The sequence below is a fragment of the Leisingera aquimarina DSM 24565 genome (genome assembly GCF_000473165.1).
In the GTDB taxonomy this organism is placed as follows: domain Bacteria; phylum Pseudomonadota; class Alphaproteobacteria; order Rhodobacterales; family Rhodobacteraceae; genus Leisingera; species Leisingera aquimarina.
This window is the reverse complement of sequence record NZ_KI421504.1, coordinates 2,093,736-2,116,457: the sequence shown is the minus strand read 5'-3', so window position 1 is coordinate 2,116,457 and position 22,722 is coordinate 2,093,736. Positions and strand designations below refer to the sequence as shown.

Annotated in this window: 25 protein-coding genes; 13 read left to right on the top strand and 12 right to left on the bottom strand. The window is 63.2% G+C overall.

The features are described 5' to 3' along the window. Positions 1 to 320: 320 nt before the first annotated feature. Positions 321 to 1,049, bottom strand: a complete 729-nt coding sequence (arsH, locus tag AQUI_RS0114540) for an arsenical resistance protein ArsH (RefSeq protein WP_027258156.1) — start codon at positions 1,047 to 1,049, stop codon at positions 321 to 323. Continuing rightward, on the bottom strand, positions 1,042 to 1,506 hold the full coding sequence (locus AQUI_RS0114535) for a hypothetical protein (protein ID WP_027258155.1): 465 nt from the start codon (positions 1,504 to 1,506) through the stop codon (positions 1,042 to 1,044). The genes arsH and AQUI_RS0114535 overlap by 8 nt, the downstream gene beginning before the upstream one ends. 371 nt (positions 1,507 to 1,877) lie before the next feature. On the opposite strand from AQUI_RS0114535, the gene AQUI_RS0114530 reads away from it, so the two are divergent. Then, a complete protein-coding gene (locus AQUI_RS0114530; protein ID WP_027258154.1) occupies positions 1,878 to 2,480 on the top strand; it encodes a thymidine kinase in 603 nt (200 codons plus the stop codon). A 66-nt stretch (positions 2,481 to 2,546) separates the two neighbouring features. After that, positions 2,547 to 2,792: a LapA family protein gene (locus AQUI_RS0114525; RefSeq protein ID WP_035920011.1), complete on the top strand. Its 246-nt coding sequence runs from the start codon at positions 2,547 to 2,549 to the stop codon at positions 2,790 to 2,792. Positions 2,793 to 2,819: 27 nt separating this feature from the next. Here the strand turns inward: AQUI_RS0114525 and AQUI_RS0114520 are convergent, their stop codons facing one another. The 4 genes from AQUI_RS0114520 to AQUI_RS0114505 are packed head-to-tail and all read right to left on the bottom strand — an operon-like array spanning position 2,820 to position 5,461. After that, positions 2,820 to 3,773: a 2-hydroxyacid dehydrogenase gene (locus tag AQUI_RS0114520; RefSeq protein ID WP_027258152.1), complete on the bottom strand. Its 954-nt coding sequence runs from the start codon at positions 3,771 to 3,773 to the stop codon at positions 2,820 to 2,822. A 1-nt stretch (position 3,774) separates the two neighbouring features. Beyond that, a complete protein-coding gene (locus AQUI_RS0114515; RefSeq protein ID WP_027258151.1) occupies positions 3,775 to 4,113 on the bottom strand; it encodes a tRNA-binding protein in 339 nt (112 codons plus the stop codon). After that, positions 4,106 to 4,921 carry a pyrroline-5-carboxylate reductase gene (gene proC / locus AQUI_RS0114510; protein ID WP_027258150.1) on the bottom strand — a complete coding sequence of 272 codons (816 nt, stop codon included), beginning with the start codon at positions 4,919 to 4,921 and terminating at the stop codon, positions 4,106 to 4,108. The genes AQUI_RS0114515 and proC overlap by 8 nt, the downstream gene beginning before the upstream one ends. Before the next feature lie 39 nt (positions 4,922 to 4,960). Continuing rightward, entirely contained in the window at positions 4,961 to 5,461 is a 501-nt protein-coding gene (locus tag AQUI_RS0114505; RefSeq protein ID WP_027258149.1) for a type III secretion system chaperone family protein, read from the bottom strand. A gap of 443 nt (positions 5,462 to 5,904) precedes the next feature. Here AQUI_RS0114505 and AQUI_RS31250 point away from each other — a divergent pair, with 443 nt between their 5' ends. Then, positions 5,905 to 6,060, top strand: coding sequence for a hypothetical protein (locus AQUI_RS31250; protein ID WP_169730796.1), 156 nt, complete (start codon positions 5,905 to 5,907; stop codon positions 6,058 to 6,060). Positions 6,061 to 6,170: 110 nt separating this feature from the next. Here AQUI_RS31250 and AQUI_RS0114495 read toward each other — a convergent pair whose 3' ends face one another. Then, positions 6,171 to 6,722: a 2OG-Fe(II) oxygenase gene (locus AQUI_RS0114495; RefSeq protein WP_027258148.1), complete on the bottom strand. Its 552-nt coding sequence runs from the start codon at positions 6,720 to 6,722 to the stop codon at positions 6,171 to 6,173. A gap of 202 nt (positions 6,723 to 6,924) precedes the next feature. After that, complete coding sequence (locus tag AQUI_RS0114490; RefSeq protein WP_019296037.1) at positions 6,925 to 7,170, bottom strand: accessory factor UbiK family protein; 246 nt, start codon at positions 7,168 to 7,170, stop codon at positions 6,925 to 6,927. Between the two features lie 97 nt (positions 7,171 to 7,267). On the opposite strand from AQUI_RS0114490, the gene lgt reads away from it, so the two are divergent. The 5 genes from lgt to AQUI_RS0114465 all read left to right on the top strand — a co-directional run bounded on the left by lgt (position 7,268) and on the right by AQUI_RS0114465 (position 11,513). Then, positions 7,268 to 8,167 (top strand): prolipoprotein diacylglyceryl transferase, encoded by a 900-nt coding sequence (gene lgt, locus AQUI_RS0114485; protein ID WP_027258147.1) that lies wholly within the window; start codon positions 7,268 to 7,270, stop codon positions 8,165 to 8,167. Continuing rightward, positions 8,164 to 9,231 carry a class I SAM-dependent methyltransferase gene (locus tag AQUI_RS0114480; RefSeq protein ID WP_027258146.1) on the top strand — a complete coding sequence of 356 codons (1,068 nt, stop codon included), beginning with the start codon at positions 8,164 to 8,166 and terminating at the stop codon, positions 9,229 to 9,231. The genes lgt and AQUI_RS0114480 overlap by 4 nt, the downstream gene beginning before the upstream one ends. Then, a complete protein-coding gene (pgeF, locus tag AQUI_RS0114475; RefSeq protein ID WP_027258145.1) occupies positions 9,228 to 9,983 on the top strand; it encodes a peptidoglycan editing factor PgeF in 756 nt (251 codons plus the stop codon). Before AQUI_RS0114480 ends, pgeF begins: the two co-directional genes overlap by 4 nt. A gap of 287 nt (positions 9,984 to 10,270) precedes the next feature. Next, positions 10,271 to 10,405: a hypothetical protein gene (locus AQUI_RS32255; protein ID WP_281172006.1), complete on the top strand. Its 135-nt coding sequence runs from the start codon at positions 10,271 to 10,273 to the stop codon at positions 10,403 to 10,405. Positions 10,406 to 10,733: 328 nt separating this feature from the next. Beyond that, complete coding sequence (locus AQUI_RS0114465) at positions 10,734 to 11,513, top strand: Hint domain-containing protein (RefSeq protein WP_027258144.1); 780 nt, start codon at positions 10,734 to 10,736, stop codon at positions 11,511 to 11,513. Between the two features lie 89 nt (positions 11,514 to 11,602). Here AQUI_RS0114465 and AQUI_RS0114460 read toward each other — a convergent pair whose 3' ends face one another. Beyond that, positions 11,603 to 12,103 carry an Lrp/AsnC family transcriptional regulator gene (locus tag AQUI_RS0114460; RefSeq protein WP_027258143.1) on the bottom strand — a complete coding sequence of 167 codons (501 nt, stop codon included), beginning with the start codon at positions 12,101 to 12,103 and terminating at the stop codon, positions 11,603 to 11,605. A 240-nt stretch (positions 12,104 to 12,343) separates the two neighbouring features. Here AQUI_RS0114460 and trxB point away from each other — a divergent pair, with 240 nt between their 5' ends. The 5 genes from trxB to AQUI_RS0114435 all read left to right on the top strand — a co-directional run bounded on the left by trxB (position 12,344) and on the right by AQUI_RS0114435 (position 19,068). Beyond that, on the top strand, positions 12,344 to 13,285 hold the full coding sequence (gene trxB / locus AQUI_RS0114455) for a thioredoxin-disulfide reductase (protein ID WP_027258142.1): 942 nt from the start codon (positions 12,344 to 12,346) through the stop codon (positions 13,283 to 13,285). 5 nt (positions 13,286 to 13,290) lie between these two features. Next, complete coding sequence (locus AQUI_RS0114450) at positions 13,291 to 13,629, top strand: hypothetical protein (protein WP_027258141.1); 339 nt, start codon at positions 13,291 to 13,293, stop codon at positions 13,627 to 13,629. A gap of 329 nt (positions 13,630 to 13,958) precedes the next feature. Next, entirely contained in the window at positions 13,959 to 15,017 is a 1,059-nt protein-coding gene (locus tag AQUI_RS0114445) for a Hint domain-containing protein (protein WP_169730795.1), read from the top strand. A 74-nt stretch (positions 15,018 to 15,091) separates the two neighbouring features. Further along, positions 15,092 to 16,771 carry an adenylate/guanylate cyclase domain-containing protein gene (locus AQUI_RS0114440; RefSeq protein ID WP_027258139.1) on the top strand — a complete coding sequence of 560 codons (1,680 nt, stop codon included), beginning with the start codon at positions 15,092 to 15,094 and terminating at the stop codon, positions 16,769 to 16,771. A 221-nt stretch (positions 16,772 to 16,992) separates the two neighbouring features. Beyond that, complete coding sequence (locus AQUI_RS0114435) at positions 16,993 to 19,068, top strand: bifunctional sulfate adenylyltransferase/adenylylsulfate kinase (RefSeq protein ID WP_027258138.1); 2,076 nt, start codon at positions 16,993 to 16,995, stop codon at positions 19,066 to 19,068. Positions 19,069 to 19,206: 138 nt separating this feature from the next. Here the strand turns inward: AQUI_RS0114435 and AQUI_RS28075 are convergent, their stop codons facing one another. The 3 genes from AQUI_RS28075 to AQUI_RS0114420 form a co-directional block, all read right to left on the bottom strand. After that, positions 19,207 to 20,436 (bottom strand): class I SAM-dependent methyltransferase, encoded by a 1,230-nt coding sequence (locus AQUI_RS28075; RefSeq protein WP_035920007.1) that lies wholly within the window; start codon positions 20,434 to 20,436, stop codon positions 19,207 to 19,209. Between the two features lie 190 nt (positions 20,437 to 20,626). After that, a complete protein-coding gene (locus tag AQUI_RS0114425) occupies positions 20,627 to 21,511 on the bottom strand; it encodes a PhzF family phenazine biosynthesis protein (protein ID WP_027258137.1) in 885 nt (294 codons plus the stop codon). Next, the gene (locus tag AQUI_RS0114420; RefSeq protein WP_027258136.1) at positions 21,511 to 22,653 is read right to left on the bottom strand and encodes a hypothetical protein; all 1,143 of its coding nucleotides are present in this window, start codon (positions 22,651 to 22,653) and stop codon (positions 21,511 to 21,513) included. The genes AQUI_RS0114425 and AQUI_RS0114420 overlap by 1 nt, the downstream gene beginning before the upstream one ends. Between the last annotated feature and the right edge of the window lie 69 nt (positions 22,654 to 22,722).

The following is a 22,722-nucleotide window of genomic DNA, read 5'->3' as shown; positions in this document are numbered from 1 at the left end:
CCTTAACAAACGCCTAAACGCCGGGCTGTACGCTGCCCAATTTCTTAACTGCGCGACACACCCCTTGCGGGAAAAGAAATTCCGGGCCACCCCAATACCTGTACCGCCCGGGCCTTGCGGCAGCGGCATTGCCGCTGCAAGCTGGCCAGACCCGATTGCTGACACCGGAGCCCTTGAATGCGCCTGACACTGTTTCTGACCGCCCTCCTGGCCCTGGCTGCCTGCGACGTGCCGGTGATACCGCTGATCTGAATCAAAAAGCCCCGGCAGCGGCGCCGGGGCTTGGGTCTGTCTGCGCCAGGGGCACCGCCCCAAGGCTGTTATTTCTGCGATACCCGCTGATGCACCTCTTGGGCGCTCTCCAGCCGCTCCGAATAGCGGTCTGTCAGATAGTCCTTGCGGCCGCGCACCAGCCAGGTGAATTTCACCAGCTCTTCCATCACATCCACCAGACGGCGGTAGAACGGACCCTCGGGCAGGCGCTCGCCCTCCCCGAATTCCAGCCAAGCCTTGGGGATCGAGCTTTGGTTCGGAATGGTCAGCATCCGCATCCAGCGGCCCAGAATGCGCATCTGGTTGACCGCATTGAAGCTTTGCGAGCCGCCCGAGACCTGCATCACCGCCAGCGTCTTGCCCTGGGTGGTGCGGATACCGCCCTGCAAGGACAAGGGCAACCAGTCGATCTGCAGCTTCATGATGCCGGTCATTGCACCATGGCGCTCCGGGCTGGACCAGACCATGCCTTCGGACCAGACTGCCAGATCGCGCAGCTCTGCCACTTTGGGATGTTCCGCCGCGCCCGCATCATCCGGCAGCGGCAGGCCTGAAGGGTCGAAAATCCGCGTCTCGCAACCCAAGGCGCGCAGCACCCGTGCCGCTTCCTCTGCCGCCTTGCGGGAATAGCTCACCGCGCGCAGGGAGCCGTACAGCAGCAGAATGCGCGGCGCATGGCGCGGATCACCCGGCGCCGCCAGCGCGTCCACGTCAATCGGGTGCAGCTCACTTTCCGCGATGGCAGGCAGGCTGACCCCGTCACCGGCCTCAGGCACTGTCTTCCTCCAGATGCAGCTTCATATCCAGCAGAACCTGCTGCAACAGCACCGTTTCCCGCAACAGCCGCTTGGCCTCGTTCACGGTGATGATGCCGTCCTCCATCGCTTCCTGGTATTCGCTCATCAGCTGGGCGAACCGCTGGCTTAGCGCAATCACATCCGCATTCACGCCGCCGCTGCGTCCGGTCTCCGAGGCCGAGCCGTTACCGTTATAAGACAGGGTGATGTTCTTCAGCTCGGCCAGCGCCGAGGTCACATGCGGATAGGACGCAGCGCTTTCCAGCTTGGCCACCGCATCCACCGGCATGAACCGGTCCGTATGCTCGGCATTGTCTGAGTAATAGCGCCCCAGCGTCGCCTTAGATTTCCCCGTGATCTGGCAGGCGGCTTCGATGCCCACATCCTTCACCAGCGCCTCGGTGTGTTTTTTCAGATACGTCCCGATTTCAGCCATATACTTCCTACCTGGCTTGACCGCCGCCCCCATGGGGGAACGAACCGGTTAATTTCCCATTTCTGACTTGTAGAGGAATTGCGATACCTTATCCATCCCTCAGGTTTTCAGGGATTTAGCGAGTGGGATGATGCAATTGGCATCTGTTGTCCAGTGCAAAGCAGAACGGGTGAGTGACGTTCTGCGGTTTGGGTAATTGGTCTGCCCGGTACTTGGGCTCTCCGGGGCATTCAGCGTGGTTTTTATCGGGGTTTGTTCCCCCCGGCAATGCCCGCCCCGGTGAGCCTTCCCGCCACGCCCTTGCTGCTGCACGGCATAACCCGCACGAATCCGGTTTTCCCTGCACGCCGGGACAGGTAAACCCCGGCCCCATGGCCAAGCTCTATTTCAACTACTCCACCATGAACGCGGGCAAATCGACCGTGCTTTTGCAGGCGTCGCACAACTACCGCGAAAACCATATGGACACATATCTGCTGACCGCCCGGCTGGATGACCGCGCAGGCGCCGGCAGAATTGCCTCGCGGATCGGCATCAGCGAAGCGGCAGACATGTTCGCCGCCGGTGACGATCTCTATGCCCGCATCACACAGCGCCTGGCCCGCGGCCCGGTGGCTGCAATCTTTGTGGACGAGGCCCAGTTTCTGGAACCCGGTCAAGTGTGGCAGCTGGCCCGCGTGGTCGATGACCTGCGGGTGCCGGTGCTGGCCTACGGCCTGCGGGTGGATTTTCAGGGCAACCTGTTTCCCGGCTCTGCCACCCTGCTGGCGCTGGCAGACGAGATGCGCGAAGTGCGCACCATCTGCCATTGCGGCAAGAAGGCCACAATGGTGGTGCGCCAGGACGGCCAGGGCCAGGTGCTGACCGAGGGCGACCAAGTGCAGATCGGCGGCAATGAGACCTATGTCTCGCTCTGCCGCCGCCACTGGCGCGAAGCGGCAGGCGATCTGCGCAGCACCAAAGCGGCGGAATAAGCCGCCCGGGAAGATCCGGCGCAATCTGTGCTATACTCCTTCGGACCACTTCCAAAGGAAGCTGTCATGACGTTGCGCGACCCGCTGGCCGGCAAGCTGCGCTTTCACCTGTCCATCATGATTGGCGCCTGCATTGCCGGTGCAGCCGTCATCACCGCATTTGTAATGGGGTTCTATTCCGTTAGGGCCATTCTGGTCTGCGCCGCCATCGGTGCAATTCTGGCCTGGCCTGCGGGCACCTGGGCCACCCGCAAGATCAAGCGCGAAGATCCCGCCTGGGACCACCGCCATGACAAGCCCAAAGACGCCTGAGCCGGGGCGGCTCAGGCTGGGATCGTTTTATACCCGGTTGGGCAGCGCTGCGCCGGCCAGGAAGGCCGCGGCATTGTCCAGCGCCATATGGCCCATATCACTGCGCACTTCCTCGGTGGCGGTGCCCAGATGCGGCAGCAGGGTGGCGTTATCCAGATCGATCAGCGTCTGCGGGACCTTGGGCTCGAACTCATAGACATCCAGACCCGCACCGCCGATGCGGCGGTTCTGCAGTGCGTCGATCAGCGCCGCCTCCTCCACCACTTCGCCGCGGGCGATGTTGATCAGATGCGCGTGGCTTTGCATTGCATTCAGCACCTCAGCATTGATCAGATGCGTGGTCTCAGCCCCGCCCGGCACTGCCACCACCAGGAAATCCACCTGCCCGGCCAGATCAATCAGTCTCTCGGCGCGGTCGGCAGGGAAGTCGAGATCCTTTGGCGAGCGCGCCACATAAGACACATCCATGCCAAAGCCGTAATGGCAGCGCCGCGCAATCGCCTGGCCGATGCGGCCCATGCCGGCGATGCCGACGCGTTTGCCGGTGGCGTGCAGCCCCAGCATCTGGGTCGGGTGCCAGCCCTGCCAATCGCCCTTGCGCAGCATCCGCTCACCTTCGGAGGCGCGGCGCGCCGACATTAGGATCAGCGTCATCGCGATATCCGCGGTGGCATCGGTCACGGCACCCGGCGTGTTGGTCACCTCGACACCCGCGGCACGCGCGGCCTCGACATCAATGTGGTTGTAGCCAACGCCGAAGTTGGCCAAGAGTTTGCAGCGCGGTGTGCCCGCCTTGGCAAAGATCTCCGCCGAGAACCTGTCGCCCAGCGTTGGCACGACAATGTCGAACTCGGACAATGCGCGCAGCATCTCCGCCTCATTCATCACCGCGTTGGTCTCGCGGATTTCCAGATCAGCAAACGCCTCCCGCGCCCGTGCTGTGACCGCTGCCGTCATCGGCCGCGCAATCCAGATTTTCATTTCAGTGCATCCTCCCGCCCAGCGGGACCTTTCCATCAGGTCCGGCCAGAAATATCTCTCCGTTTTCATCCGGCAGGCCCAGAACCAGGATCTCTGACATGAACGTGCCGATCTGCCGCGGCGGGAAGTTTACGACGGCCAGAACCTGCTTGCCCACCAGCGTATCCGGCATGTAATGCGCCGTAATCTGCGCTGAGCTCTTTTTTACGCCGATTTCAGCCCCGAAATCGACCCAGAGCTTGATTGCAGGCTTGCGCGCCTCGGGATAGGGCTCCGCACGGACGATTTCACCAACGCGGATGTCGACCTTCATGAAGTCATCGAATTTGATCTCAGCCACGCGACAGCTCCTTTGAACGTTCCGTGGCAGCAGCCACTGCGCGGTTCAGCAGCGCAGGGAAACCATCGTCATCATCCATCAGCACTTCCAAAGCTGCCTGAGTGGTGCCGTTCGGGCTGGTCACATTGATGCGCAGTTGGCTGGCGCTTTCCTCCGCCGCCTCCGCCAGCGCGCCGGCGCCCGCAACGGTCGCCTTGGCCAGCTGCATCGCCAGCTCCGCCGGGAGGCCCTGCGCCTCGCCCGCCGTGGCCAAGGTCTCGATCAGGTGGAACACATAGGCAGGGCCGGAACCGCTGACCCCGGTGACGGCATCCATCTGACCCTCATTGTCCAGCCGCACCGTCTGGCCGACGGCCTGCAACAGCCCCTCGGCGCGCTCGATATCCGCATCACTGGTATGGGTGTTGCCGATCAGCGCGGTAATTCCGCGCCCGACGGCAGCGGGGGTGTTCGGCATCGCCCGCACAATCCGCGACTGCGCGCCCAGAACGCCCTCAAAGGTCGCGATCGAGGTGCCCGCCGCAACCGAAATGAATAGGGTGGAACCGTTGCCGTAGCTCTGCAGTGTGGGCAGCGCCGCGCCCATCATCTGCGGCTTCACGGCAATCAGCACGATGCCAGGCGCCGCTGGCAGTTCTGCGTTGATGTGAACACCAGTGCCCTGCAGCCAGTCCGATGGGTGCGGGTCAATCACCCAGACTGAGGAGGCAGGCAATCCTCCCTCCAGCCATCCGGCCAGCATCGCCGATCCCATCTTGCCGCAGCCCAGCAGCACCAGCCCGCGCGCGGAAATCTCTTGCATATCCATCTTAAGCCCCTCCCCTAAATCTCAGGTTCAGGGCAAGGTTTACGCCCGCCCGTAGGCCTCTGCAATGGCGACCTGCATTGCGTCTTTTGTGCTGCGCTGACCCCAGACCGCCAGCTGGATCGCCGGGTAATAGCGTTCCGCATTGGCGACGGCTGCGTTGATCATCGCATCAATCTGCTGCGGGCTGGCCATCTGACCGCCGGACAGCATCAGCCCATAGCGGAACAGCATCAGCTTGTGGTCCGCCCAATAGGTAAATGAGCCTTCCCAGCACTGGTCGTTCATGCTGTTGATCAGCTCATAAAGCCGCGGCAGCTCAGCCTCAGGCGGCTCCATCTCAAAGCTGCACACCAGCCGCAGGCATTCCTCGTAGCCCGACCAGGCCAGCGTCAGCGAATAGGTGCGCCACTGCCCTTCGACCGACATGGCAATCTGGTCATCGCCAACCCGGTCAAAGTCCCAATCATGGTGCGACGCCAAATGCTCGACGATGTCGATGGGGTGGATGTCTTCTTCCAAGTGAAGCTCGGATAGTGCCATTTTGCCACCTCTCTCTTTGCCTAGCTTACCGGGCACAGAGAATCCCTATAGCTAGTTTATTTTGCTACGGGCCGGGGACGCATCCCCGCTCCCATACAAGATATGGTGGGGCTGAATTGATGATCTGGCAACCATTATTTTGGGGATATCTGCAATAACTTGTGGATGAACTATCCACACCCCCCTAGATGCCGGCCCAGTCGTAGCATTTGTAACTCAGCATTGAAACCGCTTCTTGCACAGTCTCCGGCTGGATCAGTCACCAGCCGGAACCACCCCGCAGATCCCTAAAACCGCAAGGCCCGGGCCGGTTGTCATCCTGACCCAAATACATGGGTCATACCGGTGTTTCCGGCCCGCGGCATTATATTAGGTATTTACAATACGCATTTTACCCCTTACTGATTTCCATGCATCGCGCTTACCCATCAAGGAGCCGCCCCATGACACTGTCAGAAGCTTTTCTATGGCCTGGGACCAAAGTCTGTGAACGCCTGGGCGTCGACCCAGAGGGCGAAGCCGGCCTGATACGCTGGATGGTCAATACGCTTGTTTACCTGACCGTCAGCCTGATTGCCGTCTGGATCATTGCAGTCTGATCGCGCCGCGCGCGGTCAATCGTCAACACGCTCCCGAATTCCTGTATCCAAAATGACCGGGCCGCGGGTGAAGCATCAAAGACAGCTTCACCTGCGGCCCGGCCGGCTGCCTATCGGAACGCAGGCCCATGCGCCCAGACGGTCAGCGACTGGCGCTCGCCGCGGGTGACCGGAGTCACCTGATGCAACAGAAAGCTGGGGAACACTGCCACGCTGCCCTGCGCCCGGCTGGCAGCCACCATATGGGCGCCCGGCATGATCTCCAGGTCACCGCCATCATAGGCGCCCGGCTTGCTCAGCTGCACCACCAGGGTCAGTTTGCGCTTGCCAGCCACCGGACCGTCGCCGATGTCTGAATGCCAGGCGAAATGACCGCCGTCGTGCGCCTTGTAACTGGCAGTCTGCGGGCTTTCGGCAAATTCACGGATATCAAACCCGAACCTGTCCCGGTTGGACCGGCGAACCAGCGAAATCAGCCGGTCCATCACCCAGCCAGTGCCCGGCACGTCATCCAGCCACACCACGCTGGCCCGGCGCAGATTGTGATCGCGGGCCTGCCCCACCAGCCGCGCCTCGCTTTCCGGCTCTTCTGCGGCCTTCCGCATAATTTCCGCGCATTCCTGCGCATTGAACGCCCCCGGTACTGAATAGACAGATACCATGCCACCATCCTTTTTGTTGCAGCAGAGGAAGCATGAACAGAACGGCGGGATCCGCGCTGCGCGGTTTTCGACCACGCGCGCGGAAAGCGACGCAATTCTGCCCGTTGCACTGCAGGGCAGCCATGCACCTGCACCATAGCACAAAAAAGCCCGCCGCAGCGCAACGCTGCAGCAGGCTCATCCGGCAGGCAGGTCTGCCCGCTTACTTCTGCGCTGCCTCCAGCGCATCCAGACGGGCCTTCAGCGCCTCGTTCTCCTCGCGCGCCTTCTGTGCCATCGCGCGCACCGCGTCGAATTCCTCGCGGGTGACAAAATCGCGGTCCGCCAGCCAGCGGTCGATCATGCTTTTCAACGCGGTGTCCGCCTCGTCCTTGGCGCCCTGGGCCACGCCCATCGCATTGGTCATCAGCTGGGAAATATCGTCCAGGATCTTGTTGCGGGTCTGCATGCTCTTCTCCGTCTCGGGGCTGGCTCCTATATGGGGAAGCAGGCGCGCGGCTGCAAGCCGTTGACTTCCCCCAAAGACCAGAGGCATTCAGACGCACATGCACGCCATGATCCAATTCCCCGACCTTTCGCCCGAGATTTTCTCGATCTCCCTCGGTTCGTTCGAGTTCGCGCTGCGCTGGTATGCGCTCGCCTATATCACAGGGATCGTCATTGCCTGGCGGCTGGCCGTCGCGGCCCTGCGCCGCCCCGCACTCTGGCCCGCGCACCAGCCGCCGATGAAACCTGAACAGGTCGAGGATCTGCTGACCTGGATCATCCTCGGCGTGATCCTGGGCGGGCGCTTGGGCTTTGTACTGTTCTACCAGCCCGCCTATTATCTGGCGCACCCGGTTGAGATCCTGAAGATCTGGCAGGGCGGCATGGCCTTTCACGGCGGATTGATCGGGGTTGTTCTGGCCACGCTGATCTATGCCGCGCGCCACAACATCCCCAAACTGCAGATCGCCGACCTGGTCGCCCACACCGTGGCGCCGGGCCTGCTGCTGGGGCGGCTGGCGAATTTCATCAATGCCGAGCTTTGGGGCCGCCCGACCGATCGGCCCTGGGGCGTCGCCTTCCCCGGCCAGGCGGCGCAGGACTGCGGCCAGGCCCTGGGAGCACTCTGCGCCCGCCACCCCTCGCAGCTGTACGAGGCACTGATGGAAGGTCTGATCCTTGGCGCTCTGCTTCTGTACCTCGCCTGGTGCCGCAATGCCTTCCACACCCCGGGCCGCCTTCTGGGTGTGTTCCTCGCGGGCTATGGCCTTGCCCGCTTCATTGTTGAATTCTTCCGGCAGCCGGATGCGCAGTTTGTCTCTCCCGGCAATCCGCTGGGGCTGGCCTGGCACATGGACGGCTTCGGCCTCACCCAGGGCCAGGCGCTGTCGCTGCCGATGATCGCCATCGGCCTCTATTTCCTGCTGCGCGCCCGCCATACCACCCGGAGCGCGGCATGAGCCTGGCAGATCACCTCGCTGCCCGCATCCAGGCGGATGGCCCGATGTCTGTTGCCGCCTACATGGGGGAGTGCCTGCTGCACCCGCAGTATGGCTATTACACCACCCGCGATCCGCTTGGTGCGCAGGGCGATTTCACCACCGCGCCGGAAATCAGCCAGATGTACGGCGAGCTGATCGGCCTCGCCCTGGCCCAATGCTGGCTGGACCAAGGCGCCCCGGCCCCTTTCACGCTTGCCGAACTGGGACCGGGCCGCGGCACTCTGATGGCTGACCTCTTGCGCGCCACCCGCGGCGTGCCGGGGTTCCACACGGCGATGCAGATCAAACTGGTCGAGGCCTCACCGAAACTGCGCAGCACCCAAGCCAGGACGCTGGACGCATATGCCCCCGAATGGCTGGACCATGCGGACGCCCTGCCGGGCCAGCCGCTGTTCCTGGTGGCAAATGAGTTTTTCGACGCCCTGCCCATCCGCCAATTCATCCGCAGCGGCGATCTCTGGAGCGAAAAGCGCATCGGTCTGCAAGACGGCGCGCTCGCCTTCGGCCTCAGCCCCGCCGCGCCGCAGCCAGCCCTGGATCACCGGCTGCAGGACACGCAGGAGGGCGATCTGGTCGAACTCTGCGACGCCGCGGCCCCGGTATCCCAGGCCATCGCAGCCCGAATCGCCATCCATGGCGGCGCGGCTCTGATCGCGGACTACGGTGACTGGCGCGCCCTAGGCGATACCCTGCAAGCCTTGCGCGCGCATGAACCCGCCGATCCGCTGCAGGCCCCCGGCGAGGCCGACCTGACCGCCCATGTGGATTTCGAGGCGCTGGCAATGGCCGCAAAATCCACAGGTTGCGCCTTTACCCGCCTCACCCCGCAGGGGGTGTTTCTGGAGCGTCTTGGCATAACCGGCCGCGCCCGCGCCCTGGCCGGCCCTTTGGAAAACGAAAGGCTGAAAAACCTGATCGCCGCACATCGGCGGTTGACGCACCCCGATGAAATGGGAAACCTGTTCAAAGTGCTCGGCCTCTATCCTTCGCAGGCCGCCCCTCCGCCAGGATTGAACCCATGACGCTTGAAATTCTCACGTCCGATCTGCTTGGCCCGGTGCGGCACGGCTTCTTCACCCGCAGGGGCGGTGCTTCGTCGGGCATCTACCACGGGCTGAACTGCGGTCTGGGCTCCACCGATCAGCGCGAAGCGGTGCAGATCAACCGCGCCCGCGTGGCCGCCGCAATGGATGTCCCCGCCGGGAACCTGAGCGCGGTGCATCAGGTCCACAGCGCCGATGTGCAGGTGGTAACTGAACCCTCGCAGGAGCGCCCCCGCGCCGATGCGATGGTCACCAATGTGCCCGGGCTGGCGCTGTCCATCCTGACCGCCGACTGTCAGCCGGTGCTGTTTTGCGACCCTGAGGCCGGTGTCATCGGCGCCGCCCACGCGGGCTGGCGTGGCACCCTGGACGGGGTGCTGGAGGCAACGCTGGAAGCAATGGAACGCCTTGGCGCCCGCCGCGAGGACACGGCGGCGGTGATCGGCCCGACGATCTCGCAGCGCGCCTATGAGGTTGGCCCTGAGTTTTTTGAAGACTTCGTGATGCAGGACGACGGCTATGCCCGGTTCTTTGCCAATGGCGAAGGCGGCCGCTACCTGTTCGACCTGCCGGGCCTGGGCCTGCACAAGCTGCGCCAGGCCGGTGCAGGCGTGGCGGAATGGACCCGCCACTGCACCTACTCCGAGCCTGAGAAATTCTTCTCCTACCGCCGTGCGACCCACGCGAAAGAGGCCGACTACGGCCGCCTGATCTCCTGCATCCGGCTTTAACCGCCCGTTAACCCGGGGAATTGTGGCGAATTTTATTAAATTACGCCGCATTCCCTACTTTCCGCCGCGTCAAGCTCATCCTCTTTTCATAAACTCTTCTATAACACCAATAACTTAACAGGATATCTTCCGGGCGCCTCCATGCCGTTCACCGCGGCGGCGCCAGAGTGAAATTGCCCTCAACCCGTCATAATCACGGCGCAAATGTTACCCATAAACAGGTCAGAACAACACAAACAGCAGCGGCCCCGCATCAAGGCCGTCTGCCGGGCAAAGGACAGACCACAATGAAGATGAACAAGCGTTTCATTGCCTCCATCATCCGCTCCGCCAAGAGCGAGACCGTGACCCTGCCTTGGGCAGCCGCGCGCCGCCGCACCGGACAGGCACGCAGCCAGACCGCGAAGCAGAAACTGGGTTAACGCCGGGGACGGGTGTCCTGCCGGCAGCGTCCCTTGGCGCACGCGCGCCAGCCCGGCCAGCCGCCGTCAGGGCACCCAACCGGTCTAAGCAAACTCCAGCGGCCGCTTGACACTTCCTTAGCCGAATCGTCTTACGCCCGTCCCGGCCTGCCGCCGGGATCCGTCCGCAGCGGAATGAGGGCCGGCCGGATGTTAACCAGTTTGCTCCAGATTTTTTGACAATTCGAATTAAATCCCGCCATTTAGAGCGCATACATAACGTTCAAGCACGTCTGTGTTGCCGGTGGGGGCCGATGCAACGGGCAGTTTGAAAGGAAAGGTGGCTGTTATGACCATCGCCCACTCGCTGCAGAAGGCTGCAGCCAACGCCATTGAAGCCAATGCGTTCCTGCAGGATCCGGCGGCGCTGCGCAGTGCAACAAAGCCGCAATTGCGGCGCTATGAGGTCAGCAGCCTCTTGCCCAGCGGTGCGATTGCCGAAACCCGCCACATTGCGCCTGCCCTGCCGCTGTTCGAAGATGCATTTTGCGCATTTTCCCGCGGCTCATTGGTGGAAACCGCCAACGGCCCGGTTGCCGTCGAAGACCTGTTGCCCGGCGATGACATCCAGACCAGCGGCGGCGGCAGCCAGCCGCTGGTCTGGATCGGCCACACCAGCATTCTGCCCGCACGCCCCGGCAGCCGCGGCCGCAGCCACCGCCTCACCAGTTTCATGGCCGACAGTCTGGGTCTGCAAAAACCGGCCTCCAGCCTTGTTGCCGGGCCCGCAGCACGGCTGCTGCGCACCCCGCCGCATCTGCAGAGCGCGGACAGCGGACAGTTGCTGACCCCGGTTGCAGAATTTCAGGATGGTATGAGCATCTTTGAAACCGCCCCGCCGACGCCGGTGGACATGTACCACCTCTGCCTGCCGCGTCACGCAGCAATCACCGTTGGCGGGCTGGATTTTGAAACCTACCATCCGGGTCCCGACGCGCTGAAACTGGCCAGCTATGCGATCAAGACATTGTTCTTGAACATGTTTGCCCATGCCAACAGCATTCAGGACTTTGGCCCGTTGGCTTACTCCAGGGCCGGCAGCAGCAGGTCCAGCCAGGCCATTCTGTAAGCTGAAGGGGCACCCAGCCCCGCACATGCAACAAAGCCGGGCACGCCTTTGCCCGGCCTTTACGTGTCAGGCTGTTGCGTGTTTGCGCCCTATGCCTCGCGCGCGAGCCGCTCTTCCAGCACCTCAAACGGCACGCCCGGTTCATCCTTGGCGCCGCGGATCACCAGCGAGGTCTTGACGCTGGCCACATTCGGCGTTGTCAGCAGATCGCCGGTCAGGAAGCTTTGAAAAGTACTCAGATCGGGGGAGACGCATTTCAGGATGAAATCCACCTCGCCGTTCAGCATGTGGCACTCGCGCACCAAAGGCCAGCTGCGGCATTTCTCCTCAAAGGCGCTTAGCTCCACCTCGGCCTGGCTTTCCAGCCCCACCATGGCAAAGACCTGCACCTCAAACCCCAGCTCGCGGGAGTTCACATCCGCATGATAGCCATGGATCAGCCCGGCCTCCTCCAATGCGCGCACCCGACGCAGACAGGGCGGCGCCGAAATGCCGACCCGCTTGGCCAGCTCCACATTGGTCATCCGCCCATCGGCCTGAAGCTCCGACAAAATCTTGCGATCAATCGGATCAAGGCGGGTTGTGACCATGTTCAAAGCTCCTGTGGAATTTGCGTTTCTTATAGCACCGCCGCCGGGCCGCGCAATAATGTTTCATCGTCGCGCAATATTCTTTGCGCTCCAAAGGCGCAAGCCGCAATGCGCGCCTCCCTGGCGGATTTGTATCCTGCCGCATGCAAAGCCTTGGGGGTTTAAGCCCGCGACCCCCGCCGCTATATGCATGTTCTGACGGCGGCACGCCCGCCATGCTGCTTTATGTAAGGGACGAACATGAGCGAGACGCGCCACACCAAGGTTCTGATCATCGGCTCCGGGCCTGCGGGCTACACCGCGGGGGTCTATGCGGCCCGCGCCATGCTGGAACCGATCCTGGTCCAGGGGATTGAGCCCGGCGGCCAGCTGACCACCACCACTGAGGTCGAAAACTACCCTGGCTTCACCGAGGTGCAGGGCCCCGATCTGATGATCAAGATGCAGGAGCACGCCCAGGCGATGGGCTGCGAGGTCATCGGCGACTATATCACCTCGCTCGACACGTCCAAGCGCCCGTTTGTGGCCAAGGCCGACAGCGGCACCACCTTCACCGCCGATGCGGTGATCCTCGCGACCGGCGCCCGCGCCAAGTGGCTGGGCCTGGAGTCGGAAGAGAAGTTCAAGGGCTTCGGCGTCTCCGCCTGCGCCACCTGCGATGGCTTCTTCTACCGCGGCCAGGAGATTGTGGTGATCGGCGGCGGCAATACGGCCGTAGAAGAGGCGCTGTTCCTCACCAACTTCGCTTCCAAAGTGACCCTGATCCACCGCCGCGACGAGCTGCGCGCCGAGAAGATCCTGATCGACCGCCTGATGAAGAACGACAAGATCGAACCCCTGTGGTTCCACACCCTGGAAGAGGTCGTCGGCACCGAAAACCCGCCGGGGGTCGAAGGCGTCGTGGTCAAGAACGTGCAAACCGGCGAGTTGAAGGAAATTCCCTGCAAGGGCGTCTTTGTCGCCATCGGTCACGCCCCCGCTAATGAACTGGTCAAGGACGTGCTGGAGCTGCACAACGGCGGCTACGTCCAGGTCAAACCCGGCTCGACCGAAACCTCGATCCCCGGCATCTATGCGGCCGGCGACCTGACCGACCACAAGTACCGCCAAGCGGTCACTTCGGCCGGCATGGGCTGCATGGCAGCACTCGACGCCGAACGTTTCCTGGCCGAGCAGGACTGATCCGGATGCCGCATGATTTCGAAACCCAGCGGGCCGGAACCGTTGCGGCATTCAACGACCTGCAGGCCGAACACGGCCTGCCCGAGGCGGCGGACGTTGATTACTTCTTCGTCCCCGCCCGCGACGGCGCGGACTGGCAGCCCTTGGCCAAAGAACTGAGCCGCGAGGGCTACAGCTGCAGCTGGGTCAGCGCGGCAGACAGTGAAGACGGCGCCCCCTATCTGATCGCCACCCTGCCGGAGCAGATCATTTCCGCCACCGGTATCTGGATCGGCGAAGAAGTGGCCACCCGCGCCGCCCTCTCCCACGGGTTCGCACCGGGCGGCTGGGGGCTGGAGGGCTGAGCCCGCCCGCACGACGCCTCTCCTTTGCCGGACCCGTCTGGCGGATCCTGTTTCAGACCCGGGCAGATCAGCCCCTGGCCCCGACCCACGCGCCCGAGGGGCACGCCTGCCTAAGCCCCTGCGCTGGTTCGCCGCAAGCCCCGAAAACCCAGGCAAGATGCTGAAATATTTCACTTAACCGACCTTTCACACTTACCGGAATGCACCCAAACGGGTGTACAAAAAATTCATCCGCCTTTCTGCGGCGCCTTAACCCGGTATTAGAAAAAAGCACCGCAAAACCTTCGCGTAAGCGACTGCATATCAGATCGTTCTGCCGGGGGGCCGAAATGGCGATACGAACTTTAAGCGCGTTCAATGCGGACGCTTTTACCGTCGATGACAGCTCACCCCATATGACTGCGGGCAGTTCGATCATCAACAATTCGGACACCCCGGTCGGCACGGTCTTCACCTATGATTCCAGCTACGCCATCGAGCGGATCACCCTGGACGACACCGCAGGCGGTGCTGACACGATGGAAGATGACCAGTCAGGCGGCCATACCATCGTCGATGGCGGTTCCATGGTGGCCGGCGGCACCCCGGTCGAGGCCGAATCGCACCACTACTTGCAAGAGCTTGATGCCGGTGGCAATCCCTTCGGCCCGGTCATCACCATCACCGTGTTTTCCCGGAACGGCGTCACGCAGGATGTCTGGGGCTTTTCCACCGATACCCCGCTGAAGGATGGCGCACCGTACCAGAAAACCTCCGGCAGCAATACCGGCACCTCCCAATATGACAGCTTTGTGCCCTGTTTCGTGACCGGCACCGCTATCTGCACCGACCAGGGCCTGCGCCCGGTGGAACGGTTGCGCCCCGGCGACCGGGTGCTAACCCGCGACAACGGCTTTCAGCCGGTTCTTTGGGTTGGTATCCGCCAGATCGGCGCGGACTGGATGCAGGCCTGCCCGCATCTGCAGCCGGTGCAGGTTGCCGCCGATGCCTTTGCCCCCGGCCAGCCGGCCCAGGACCTTTGGATCTCGCCGCAGCACCGGCTGCTGCTGAAAGGCGCCGCCTGCCAGATGCTGTTCGAAGAGCCGGAGGTGCTTGCCGCCGCCGCGCACCTGCAGGCGCATCCGGGCGTTGCCAGGCAGCCGGTTGCCCGGACCACTTATGTGCACCTTCTGTTCGAGCGCCATCAGGCGGTGTTCTCAAACGGTCTTTGGACTGAAAGCTTCCAGCCCGGCAGCCAGCTTCTGGACGGCGGCGGCGCCGCTGCGAGGCAGGAGATCCTGGAGCTGTTCCCCGATCTCGCGCTGGCCGGCGGCAGCGGCTACCCCGCCGCCCGCAGGGTTTTGAAACAAAAGGAAAGCCGCCTGCTGGCAGACCGGCCCCTGGTGTAAACGCCGTGCTGCCTTGACCGGCGCGCCTGCCCGCCGCAGTCTGCCCCCGGAAACCGCGAAACAGGAGGACCGGGGTGGCAAGCGCACTCTGGCAAGGCAATTGGATCAGCCGCACCCGGATCATCACCGGGCTGGTGCTGTTCACCTATGCCTTCTTCCATTTCATAAACATCGGCCTTGGGCTTTTGTCGCCCGAATGGATGGATGACTTCCAGGACGCCCGCCAGGTGATCACCCGCAGCCTAGCTGGCAGCCTGGTCCTTTATGCCTCTCTGATCCTGCACGCGGGCCTTGCCCTGTGGAACCTGGCCCGCCGCCGCAGCCTCAGGATGCACTTTGGCGAGGGGCTGCAAACCCTGCTTGGCCTGCTGATCCCGCTGCAGCTGCTCAGCCATCTGGTGTTCACCCGCTATTCGCACGAAATCTACGGCGTCAACGATGAATTCCCCTATCAAATCGTGCTGATGTGGGCCTCGCCCGAGGTCTGGCAGCAAAGCGCACTGCTGCTGGCGGTGTGGATCCACGGCTGCATGGGTTTGCACTACTGGCTGCGCCTGACCCGCTGGTGGCGGCCTCTGATCCCCTGGATGGCCGGGCTGGCAGTCTTTGTCCCCGGCTTTGCCCTGGCCGGCCTCCTGACCGAAGGCCGCCGCATCTATGATCTGTTTGTCGAAGGCAGCCGGCGTGCCGGATTGATGGCCGATTTCAACTGGCCCAGCCGCGAGGATTTTGCCGCGCTGCTGGAAACAGACAGCCGCTGGTTCACCGGTTTCCTCATCCTATTGGGACTGACAGCGGCGGCCCATCTGCTGGCCCGGCTGCTGCGCCGCCGCCGGGCGGTGCAGATCCGTTATGCCTTTGGTCCCGAAATCCGCGCCGAGCGCGGCATGACCCTGCTGCAGATGTCCCAGGCCAACGGGGTCCAGCACACGTCGCTCTGCGGAGGCAAGGGGCGCTGCACCACCTGCCGGGTGGTGGTGGACAAAGGCGGCGATCACCTGCCGCCGCCCACACCGCCTGAGGCCCGCAGCCTGGAACGGGTCAAGGCCCCCGCCAACATGCGGCTGGCCTGCCAGATCCGGCCAGAGGCGCCGCTGACCGTTACCCGCATGTTCCGCCCCGACGGGCAAAAGGGCCGCGCCCATGCCAGCCAGGGCAGCGAACAGCAGCTCGCCATCCTGTTTCTCGACATGCGCGGCTTTACCGCCCGCACCGCCGGCCAGCTGCCCTATGACGTGGTGTTCCTTCTGAACCGCTTCTTTGACGCCATCGTGCCCGCTGTCACCGGCGCGGGCGGCACCGTGGACAAATACCTTGGCGACGGCCTGCTCGCCTTGTTCGAGGCTCGTTCTCCCGCCCGCTCAGCCCAGGCGGCTCTGGACGCAGCAACCGCCATCGGCAGCGCACTGCAGGACTTCAACGCCCGGCTTGCCGCCGACGGCGAACCGGAAATCCGCATCGGTATCGGCATCCACTTGGGCGAACTGGTTCTGGGCGAAATCGGCAGCGCCGGCCATGCTCCGCGCACCATCATCGGCGGCAGCGTCAATACTGCCAGCCGGCTGGAGGCCAAGACCAAGGATCTGGGCGTCGAGCTGCTGATTTCGGCCCGCCTGCTGGACGCTGCCGGATACGATTCCAGCCATCTGGCGCTGGAAACTTTCCATCTGCGCGGCGTTGCAGAACCCATCAAGGCGCTGCCCGTTGCCTTTGCTGCCGCCCTGCCGCGGACCCTTGCCGCAGAACAGCGTTAAGCCGGCCCGCTGCTGCGCAGAACGCTTGTTTCCCACCCTCTGCCCAGCCGGTGCCAGCCACCCGGTTCAGCCCGCCAAAGGCGGATAACCTACCGCCTCGCCTGCCCCGTTGCAGCAAAACAACGTGGCAGAAAATCGCAAATCCTCCCTGATTTGCACTTTGCTTTACAGTCAAATCATGCAATGCGTTCACGCGTGAACACACTTTGAGCTGTTGGGCCGTGACCGAAACCCTGACCACATCCACCCCGGACGAGGAAGATCTGCTCTTCCGGCTCCTGCGCCAGCTAGATGCGGCGCCGGATGCATCGCAGCGGGCAACGGCTGCGGCGCTGGGGATTTCGCTGGGGCGGCTGAACACACAGCTGCGCCTGGCTGCGGAGACCGGCCTGATCACCATCAGCAACCGGCCCGGCCCCGACAAGCGGCAGCGGTTTACCTATTCGTTGACCACCCGGGGCGCCGTGGAAAAAATGCGGCTCACCGATCAATTCCTCGCCCGCAAGCTCGCAGAATACAACGCGCTGCACGCGGAACTCACAGGCGCGGCAAGCGGCCTGCCCCCTCTTAAACACAGGACTCATCCTATGCAAAGCAACCTGGCTCCCATTCCAGAGCTCTATGTTTCCTACGAAAGCGCACAGAAACTGAAGGTCGAAGCTGCCGGCCTCACCAGCTGGGACCTGTCCCCGCGCCAGATCTGCGACCTGGAACTGCTGATGAACGGCGGCTTCAACCCGCTCAAAGGGTTCCTGTCGGAAGACGACTATAACGGTGTTGTCGAAAACATGCGCCTGGCCGACGGCTCCCTGTGGCCGATGCCGGTCACTCTGGATGTGTCCGAAGATTTTGCCGGCAGCATCGAAATCGGCCAGGACATCGCCCTGCGCGACCAGGAAGGCGTGATCCTGGGCACCATGACCGTCACTGACCGCTGGGAGCCGAACAAATCGCGCGAAGCGGAGAAGGTATTCGGCGCCGATGACGACGCGCACCCGGCGGTGAACTACCTGCACAACCAGGCCGGCAAGATCTACCTCGGCGGTCCGGTCACCGGCATTCAGCAGCCCGTCCACTATGACTTCCGCGGCCGCCGCGACACCCCGAACGAGTTGCGCGCCTATTTCCGCAAAGTCGGCTGGCGCAAAGTGGTTGCGTTCCAGACCCGCAATCCGCTGCACCGCGCCCACCAGGAACTGACCTTCCGCGCCGCCAAGGAGGCCCAGGCCAACCTGCTGATCCATCCGGTGGTCGGCATGACCAAACCGGGCGACGTCGACCACTTCACCCGCGTGCGCTGCTACGAGGCGGTGCTGGACAAATACCCGGCCGCCACCACCTCGATGTCGCTGTTGAACCTGGCGATGCGCATGGCCGGCCCGCGCGAAGCTGTCTGGCACGGCCTGATCCGCGCCAACCACGGCTGCACCCATTTCATCGTTGGCCGCGACCACGCGGGCCCCGGCAAAAACTCGGCTGGCGAAGACTTCTACGGCCCCTACGATGCCCAGGAGCTTTACCGCGCCAACCAGTCCGAAATCGGCTGCGAAATGGTTGATTTCAAGCACATGGTCTATGTGCAGGAACGCGCCCAGTACGAGCCGAACGACGAAATCGCCGACCGCGACAACGTCACCATCCTCAACATCTCCGGCACCGAACTGCGCCGCCGCCTGGCCGAAGGCCTGGAAATCCCCGAGTGGTTCTCCTTCCCCGAGGTGGTCAAGGAACTGCGCCGCACCAAGCCGCCGCGCTCCAAGCAGGGCTTCACCGTGTTCTTCACCGGCTTCTCCGGCTCCGGCAAATCCACCATCGCCAACGCGCTGATGGTTAAGCTGATGGAAATGGGCGGCCGTCCCGTAACCCTGTTGGATGGCGACATCGTGCGGAAAAACCTCAGCTCTGAGCTGGGCTTCTCGAAAGAGCACCGCGACCTCAACATCCGCCGCATCGGCTATGTGGCGTCTGAGATCACCAAGAACGGCGGCATCGCCATCTGTGCCCCGATCGCGCCTTATGCCACGACCCGCCGTGCCGTGCGCGAAGACGTCGAAGCCTTCGGCGCTTTTGTCGAAGTGCACGTTGCCACCACGATCGAGGAATGCGAACGCCGCGACCGCAAGGGCCTCTACAAGCTGGCCCGCGAAGGCAAGATCAAGGAGTTCACCGGCATCTCTGACCCCTACGACGTGCCCGCAAACCCGGAACTGTCGGTCGAGACTGAAAATGTCGACGTCGACAACTGCGCCCACCAGGTGCTGCTCAAGCTGGAAAGCATGGGTCTGATCTCCGGCTGATCCCGACGGCAATGTGAAACAAGAAAGCGGCCCGCCAATTGGCGGGCCGCTTCCGTTTCCCGGCGCGGGAAACGTCACGGAAAACACCTGTTTTCCGGGCCGGAATTATCGCATAATTCCGGCACCCGCTTTCCGGCGCTAGTGGAAGGACTGCCCCAGAGGCACGGCCTTGGCATCGGACGGAGCCCACACCACTGGCGCCGGAACATCTGCACCGCTGCCGGCCCGCAGAGTGTACCCGCCTTTCCAAGCCCCGGTCATCCAAAGGGTAGCAGGCTCCGCAACTTCAGGACGGTGTGCCAATTCATGCACCGAAAGGCTCAGCTGCGACGCATCATGCTGCGCGGTCACACGCAATTGCGCGCCGGCCTCCGCAAACACCGGCTGATCCAGCAGAAACGCCGTCCGCCCCCAATGGCCGCCGGACCGCAGATCATTTGCCACCAGAATGCCGGGGGCCAGTTCCATCTCAAAACTGACAAAGACCGCATGAATGGTGCCGGCGCCGGTACAGACAAGATCCTTGGTTGCACGCGCCGGGTTTATGTTTGGCCGGGTGAAATCAAATTGAAACAGGTCGGTCACCGTCCCCAAAGGCTGCAGCGCACAGGTTTCCAGATCATTCGGCGTCAGCTGGGCCAAGCGTGCAAAGGGGTGAAAGGCGCTCAGGTCGAACCCTTCCGCCTCCTGCGGCCGCCAAAGGTCCAGCAGATCACCGCTTTCCACCGGTTGCGCCTTCAGCGTTCCCCGTTCAGGCACCGCCCGCGCCTCCGGCTTGGCCAGCGCGCCCATCGCATGGGTCAGTGTCGCCAGCGCCCCCTCGCCGAGCAAGACAGTATCGACGATCTCTGAAATCACCACATCCGCCCGCTCCGGAATGTCCTCGCCAACAACAATATCGTGGGACCATTTCGGTATGACCGTAATACGGTCGGTCAGACCGTTCTGGGCGATGACGCGGGTTGCGGCCTGGGCAATCAGCGGCTGCTGCTCGCAAGTGTAGACATGTTTGGCGCCGGCCCGCGCTGCCAGCATCGCCGTCAAACCCGCACCGCAGCCAATATCCAGCACCACGTCGCCCGGCCGCACCTTGGCCGCGATGGCCTTGGCGTAGGCGCGGTTGCGGGCCTTGTCGGCGAGCATCGGGAAATGCCAGCGGGGCACAAACGCCTGATGCAGCCGCTCCTGCAGAACCTGCGCTTCATGGTGGCATGGGTCTGCCGCCAGCGCGTCCGAAAGGATCTGCGAGGTCCGGATGCCGCCATCGCCCAGCGATTCGGATTTTGCCAGCTGGACCAGTCTTTCTGCGTCTTGCGTGTCTGAATGCCGACGCAATTGAGGTGGTTGAGGCGTTTGATTTTGAAGCAATTCTTACTTTCCCTATTTTGAGGCAAATGCGGACTTTTGAGACTATCCGCCATGCCTCTCTAAAATTCGGTAAAGGAAAAGCGCGTCCCGCCGCCCCCTTGGACAGAAGCAGCCCCGCGTCCTCGGCGTTCAAAATACCTCAAGGCGCGCAACAGGATCTGCCAGGACGCTACAGCAGATCCCCTGAATGTTATGCGCTGTCCGGCAGGTCCACCGTGCCGCGCATCAGCACAAAGCCTTCGCCTGCCACCTGCACGCCCTCAATCGCATCTGCCGGGCCAACCCGCGCCACCCGTGCCTGGCCGGGACGGCCAAGGCCATGGCCCTGCTCAGCCGCAAACTCTGCCTTCTCCATCAGCCCGTGACGCCACAGATAAGACGCCATGGCGCCGGTCGCGGACCCGGTGAACGGGTCCTCCGGCGGGCTGGGCGGCGCCATCAGCAAGCGCGAAAACGTATCGCCCGCCTCGGTTGCGCCCTCCAGCGTAACCAGAAACGGCTCCATCATGTCGATGCCGTCCGCGCCCAGCGACTGGCCCAGCGCCGCCAGCGCCTCCAGGTTCAGCTCTGCCGCCTCCAGCGCCGCGCGGTCGCGCAGCACCGTCACGCAGAACGGCAACCCGGTCGAAACCTTCTGCGGGTGGCCCACGATCGCCTCCACCGGCAGCGACACGGCCGCCGCCACCAGTGCGGGATCGGCAAAGGGACCAAATTCCGGCGCCACCTGGGTCATCGAAATCAGATCGCCCTCCAGCGTCACCGGCACGATCCCCGCCCCGGTTTCCAGCGTGATGCTGTCCCCGGCGATCAGCCCCCGGTCCCGCATTGCCGCCACCGTGGCAATGGTCGGATGGCCGGCAAAGGGGATCTCGCGGCTGGCCAGGAAATAGCGCACCTTCACATCCGCCACGTCAGACGGGCCGGTAAAGGTGCATTCCACCAGCGATGTCTCCCGCACATAAGCGGAGCAAACCGCCTCCGGCAGATGCGCGCCGCCATGCACCACCGCACAGCCATTGCCGCCAAAAGCGCGGCCCGAGAATGCGTCCACCCAGTCAAAGTTGAAGTCTGTCATCACGCGTTCCTCCGCCGCATTTGTGCAATATAGGCCCTTGCGGCCCCGGGTGTCTTGCGCAACTCCATAACCTGCGCTTCGAATGCGTCCAAGCCGGTACCGAATGCCTCCTGAAACGCGTGATCCCAGCTCTTGCCGGTGCTGAGCAGCCGCCAGAACCCGAACAGGGCATCCTCGCCATGTATACGGGTCAGAATATGCACTGCAAAATGCGAATAGTCATAATCACCTTCGGTGCGGACCGTCCTGGGCGCGCGCATCGCCCTCAGGCTTTGCTTCGATTGCAGGGACGCATCCCGCAGCTCGGACAGGCCCGGCGCACGCAGACGCAAGGCCTTCTTTCCAAACCGCGCCGCAACCAGTTCGGCGCCGCCCTCCACCATCCAGGACGGCCCCATCCGGCGCCGCACAGCCGCCCCGTTGAACCCTTCTGAGCGGGCACCGCCCAGTTCCGCCTGAACCAGATGCATATATTCATGCGCCATCATTGCCCCCAGCCATTTGCGCGAGCGCTTAAGCCAGGCTTTGTCCGCCTGATGCGGATTGTCCCAGCAGATATACATGAACTTCAGATAGGCAGCCCCCGCGACGCCAAAGGGTTTGTTGCAATGGCTGGCAATGGCGGCGTCCGGGTTGAACCGGGCCTTGGACATCCGGCTGAGCAGGCGGCGCACATAGGTTTGAACCGTCTTGGTGTTGCCCGCAGCCGCGATGCCGATATTGCCGGCCAGAACGATCCCGTATTCCTTTTCCATGAACCGCAGGGTTCGCGCATACGCCTGCCGGACGCCTTTTTCCGCGTTGGGCGTATCCGCCAGAATCTGGGCCGGGGCTGCCGACGGCAAGTGTTTTTCCAGACCGGATTTCAACGCCGGCAGCTCCCGGCACCAATGGATCGCGGTTTTCTGCGTCAGCGCAGGCAGGTTCGCAAGGTGTCCGGCCTTTGCCGCCGCCTGACTCTGCCGCATCGACGTCCAGGCGTGCAGTGTTGCCTGCGACAGCGCGCCGTTTGCAGGACCGGGGTCAAATCCCAGCCCCGCCAGCTGCCCCTGCACGCATTTGACAAACGGATCGGCAGCAGCCGGAGCAGCCAGCAGGGCAAGCCCCAAAGCCGCGGCGACCGAGCGGATTGTACGGAACATCAAATGCGCCTTCCTTGAACCTGGTTCTCTAAACAATTCAGGCCCCCAAATGGGAGCCTGCTGTTGGGA

Bases quoted from the DNA above. Each gene is read 5' to 3' on its own strand.
- AQUI_RS0114525 (WP_035920011.1), top strand. From the start codon at position 2,547: ATGACGTTGCGCGACCCGCTGGCCGGCAAGCTGCGCTTTCACCTGTCC.
- lgt (WP_027258147.1), top strand. From the start codon at position 7,268: ATGCACGCCATGATCCAATTCCCCGACCTTTCGCCCGAGATTTTCTCG.
- AQUI_RS0114460 (WP_027258143.1), bottom strand. From the start codon at position 12,103: ATGGTCACAACCCGCCTTGATCCGATTGATCGCAAGATTTTGTCGGAG.
- pgeF (WP_027258145.1), top strand. From the start codon at position 9,228: ATGACGCTTGAAATTCTCACGTCCGATCTGCTTGGCCCGGTGCGGCAC.
- AQUI_RS0114450 (WP_027258141.1), top strand. From the start codon at position 13,291: ATGCCGCATGATTTCGAAACCCAGCGGGCCGGAACCGTTGCGGCATTC.
- AQUI_RS0114445 (WP_169730795.1), top strand. From the start codon at position 13,959: ATGGCGATACGAACTTTAAGCGCGTTCAATGCGGACGCTTTTACCGTC.
- AQUI_RS0114490 (WP_019296037.1), bottom strand. From the start codon at position 7,170: ATGCAGACCCGCAACAAGATCCTGGACGATATTTCCCAGCTGATGACC.
- AQUI_RS0114535 (WP_027258155.1), bottom strand. From the start codon at position 1,506: ATGGCTGAAATCGGGACGTATCTGAAAAAACACACCGAGGCGCTGGTG.
- AQUI_RS0114425 (WP_027258137.1), bottom strand. From the start codon at position 21,511: ATGACAGACTTCAACTTTGACTGGGTGGACGCATTCTCGGGCCGCGCT.
- AQUI_RS0114505 (WP_027258149.1), bottom strand. From the start codon at position 5,461: ATGGCACTATCCGAGCTTCACTTGGAAGAAGACATCCACCCCATCGAC.
- AQUI_RS32255 (WP_281172006.1), top strand. From the start codon at position 10,271: ATGAAGATGAACAAGCGTTTCATTGCCTCCATCATCCGCTCCGCCAAG.
- AQUI_RS0114420 (WP_027258136.1), bottom strand. From the start codon at position 22,653: ATGTTCCGTACAATCCGCTCGGTCGCCGCGGCTTTGGGGCTTGCCCTG.
- AQUI_RS0114520 (WP_027258152.1), bottom strand. From the start codon at position 3,773: ATGAAAATCTGGATTGCGCGGCCGATGACGGCAGCGGTCACAGCACGG.
- AQUI_RS0114530 (WP_027258154.1), top strand. From the start codon at position 1,878: ATGGCCAAGCTCTATTTCAACTACTCCACCATGAACGCGGGCAAATCG.
- AQUI_RS31250 (WP_169730796.1), top strand. From the start codon at position 5,905: ATGACACTGTCAGAAGCTTTTCTATGGCCTGGGACCAAAGTCTGTGAA.
- AQUI_RS0114465 (WP_027258144.1), top strand. From the start codon at position 10,734: ATGACCATCGCCCACTCGCTGCAGAAGGCTGCAGCCAACGCCATTGAA.
- AQUI_RS0114480 (WP_027258146.1), top strand. From the start codon at position 8,164: ATGAGCCTGGCAGATCACCTCGCTGCCCGCATCCAGGCGGATGGCCCG.
- trxB (WP_027258142.1), top strand. From the start codon at position 12,344: ATGAGCGAGACGCGCCACACCAAGGTTCTGATCATCGGCTCCGGGCCT.
- AQUI_RS0114495 (WP_027258148.1), bottom strand. From the start codon at position 6,722: ATGGTATCTGTCTATTCAGTACCGGGGGCGTTCAATGCGCAGGAATGC.
- proC (WP_027258150.1), bottom strand. From the start codon at position 4,921: ATGGATATGCAAGAGATTTCCGCGCGCGGGCTGGTGCTGCTGGGCTGC.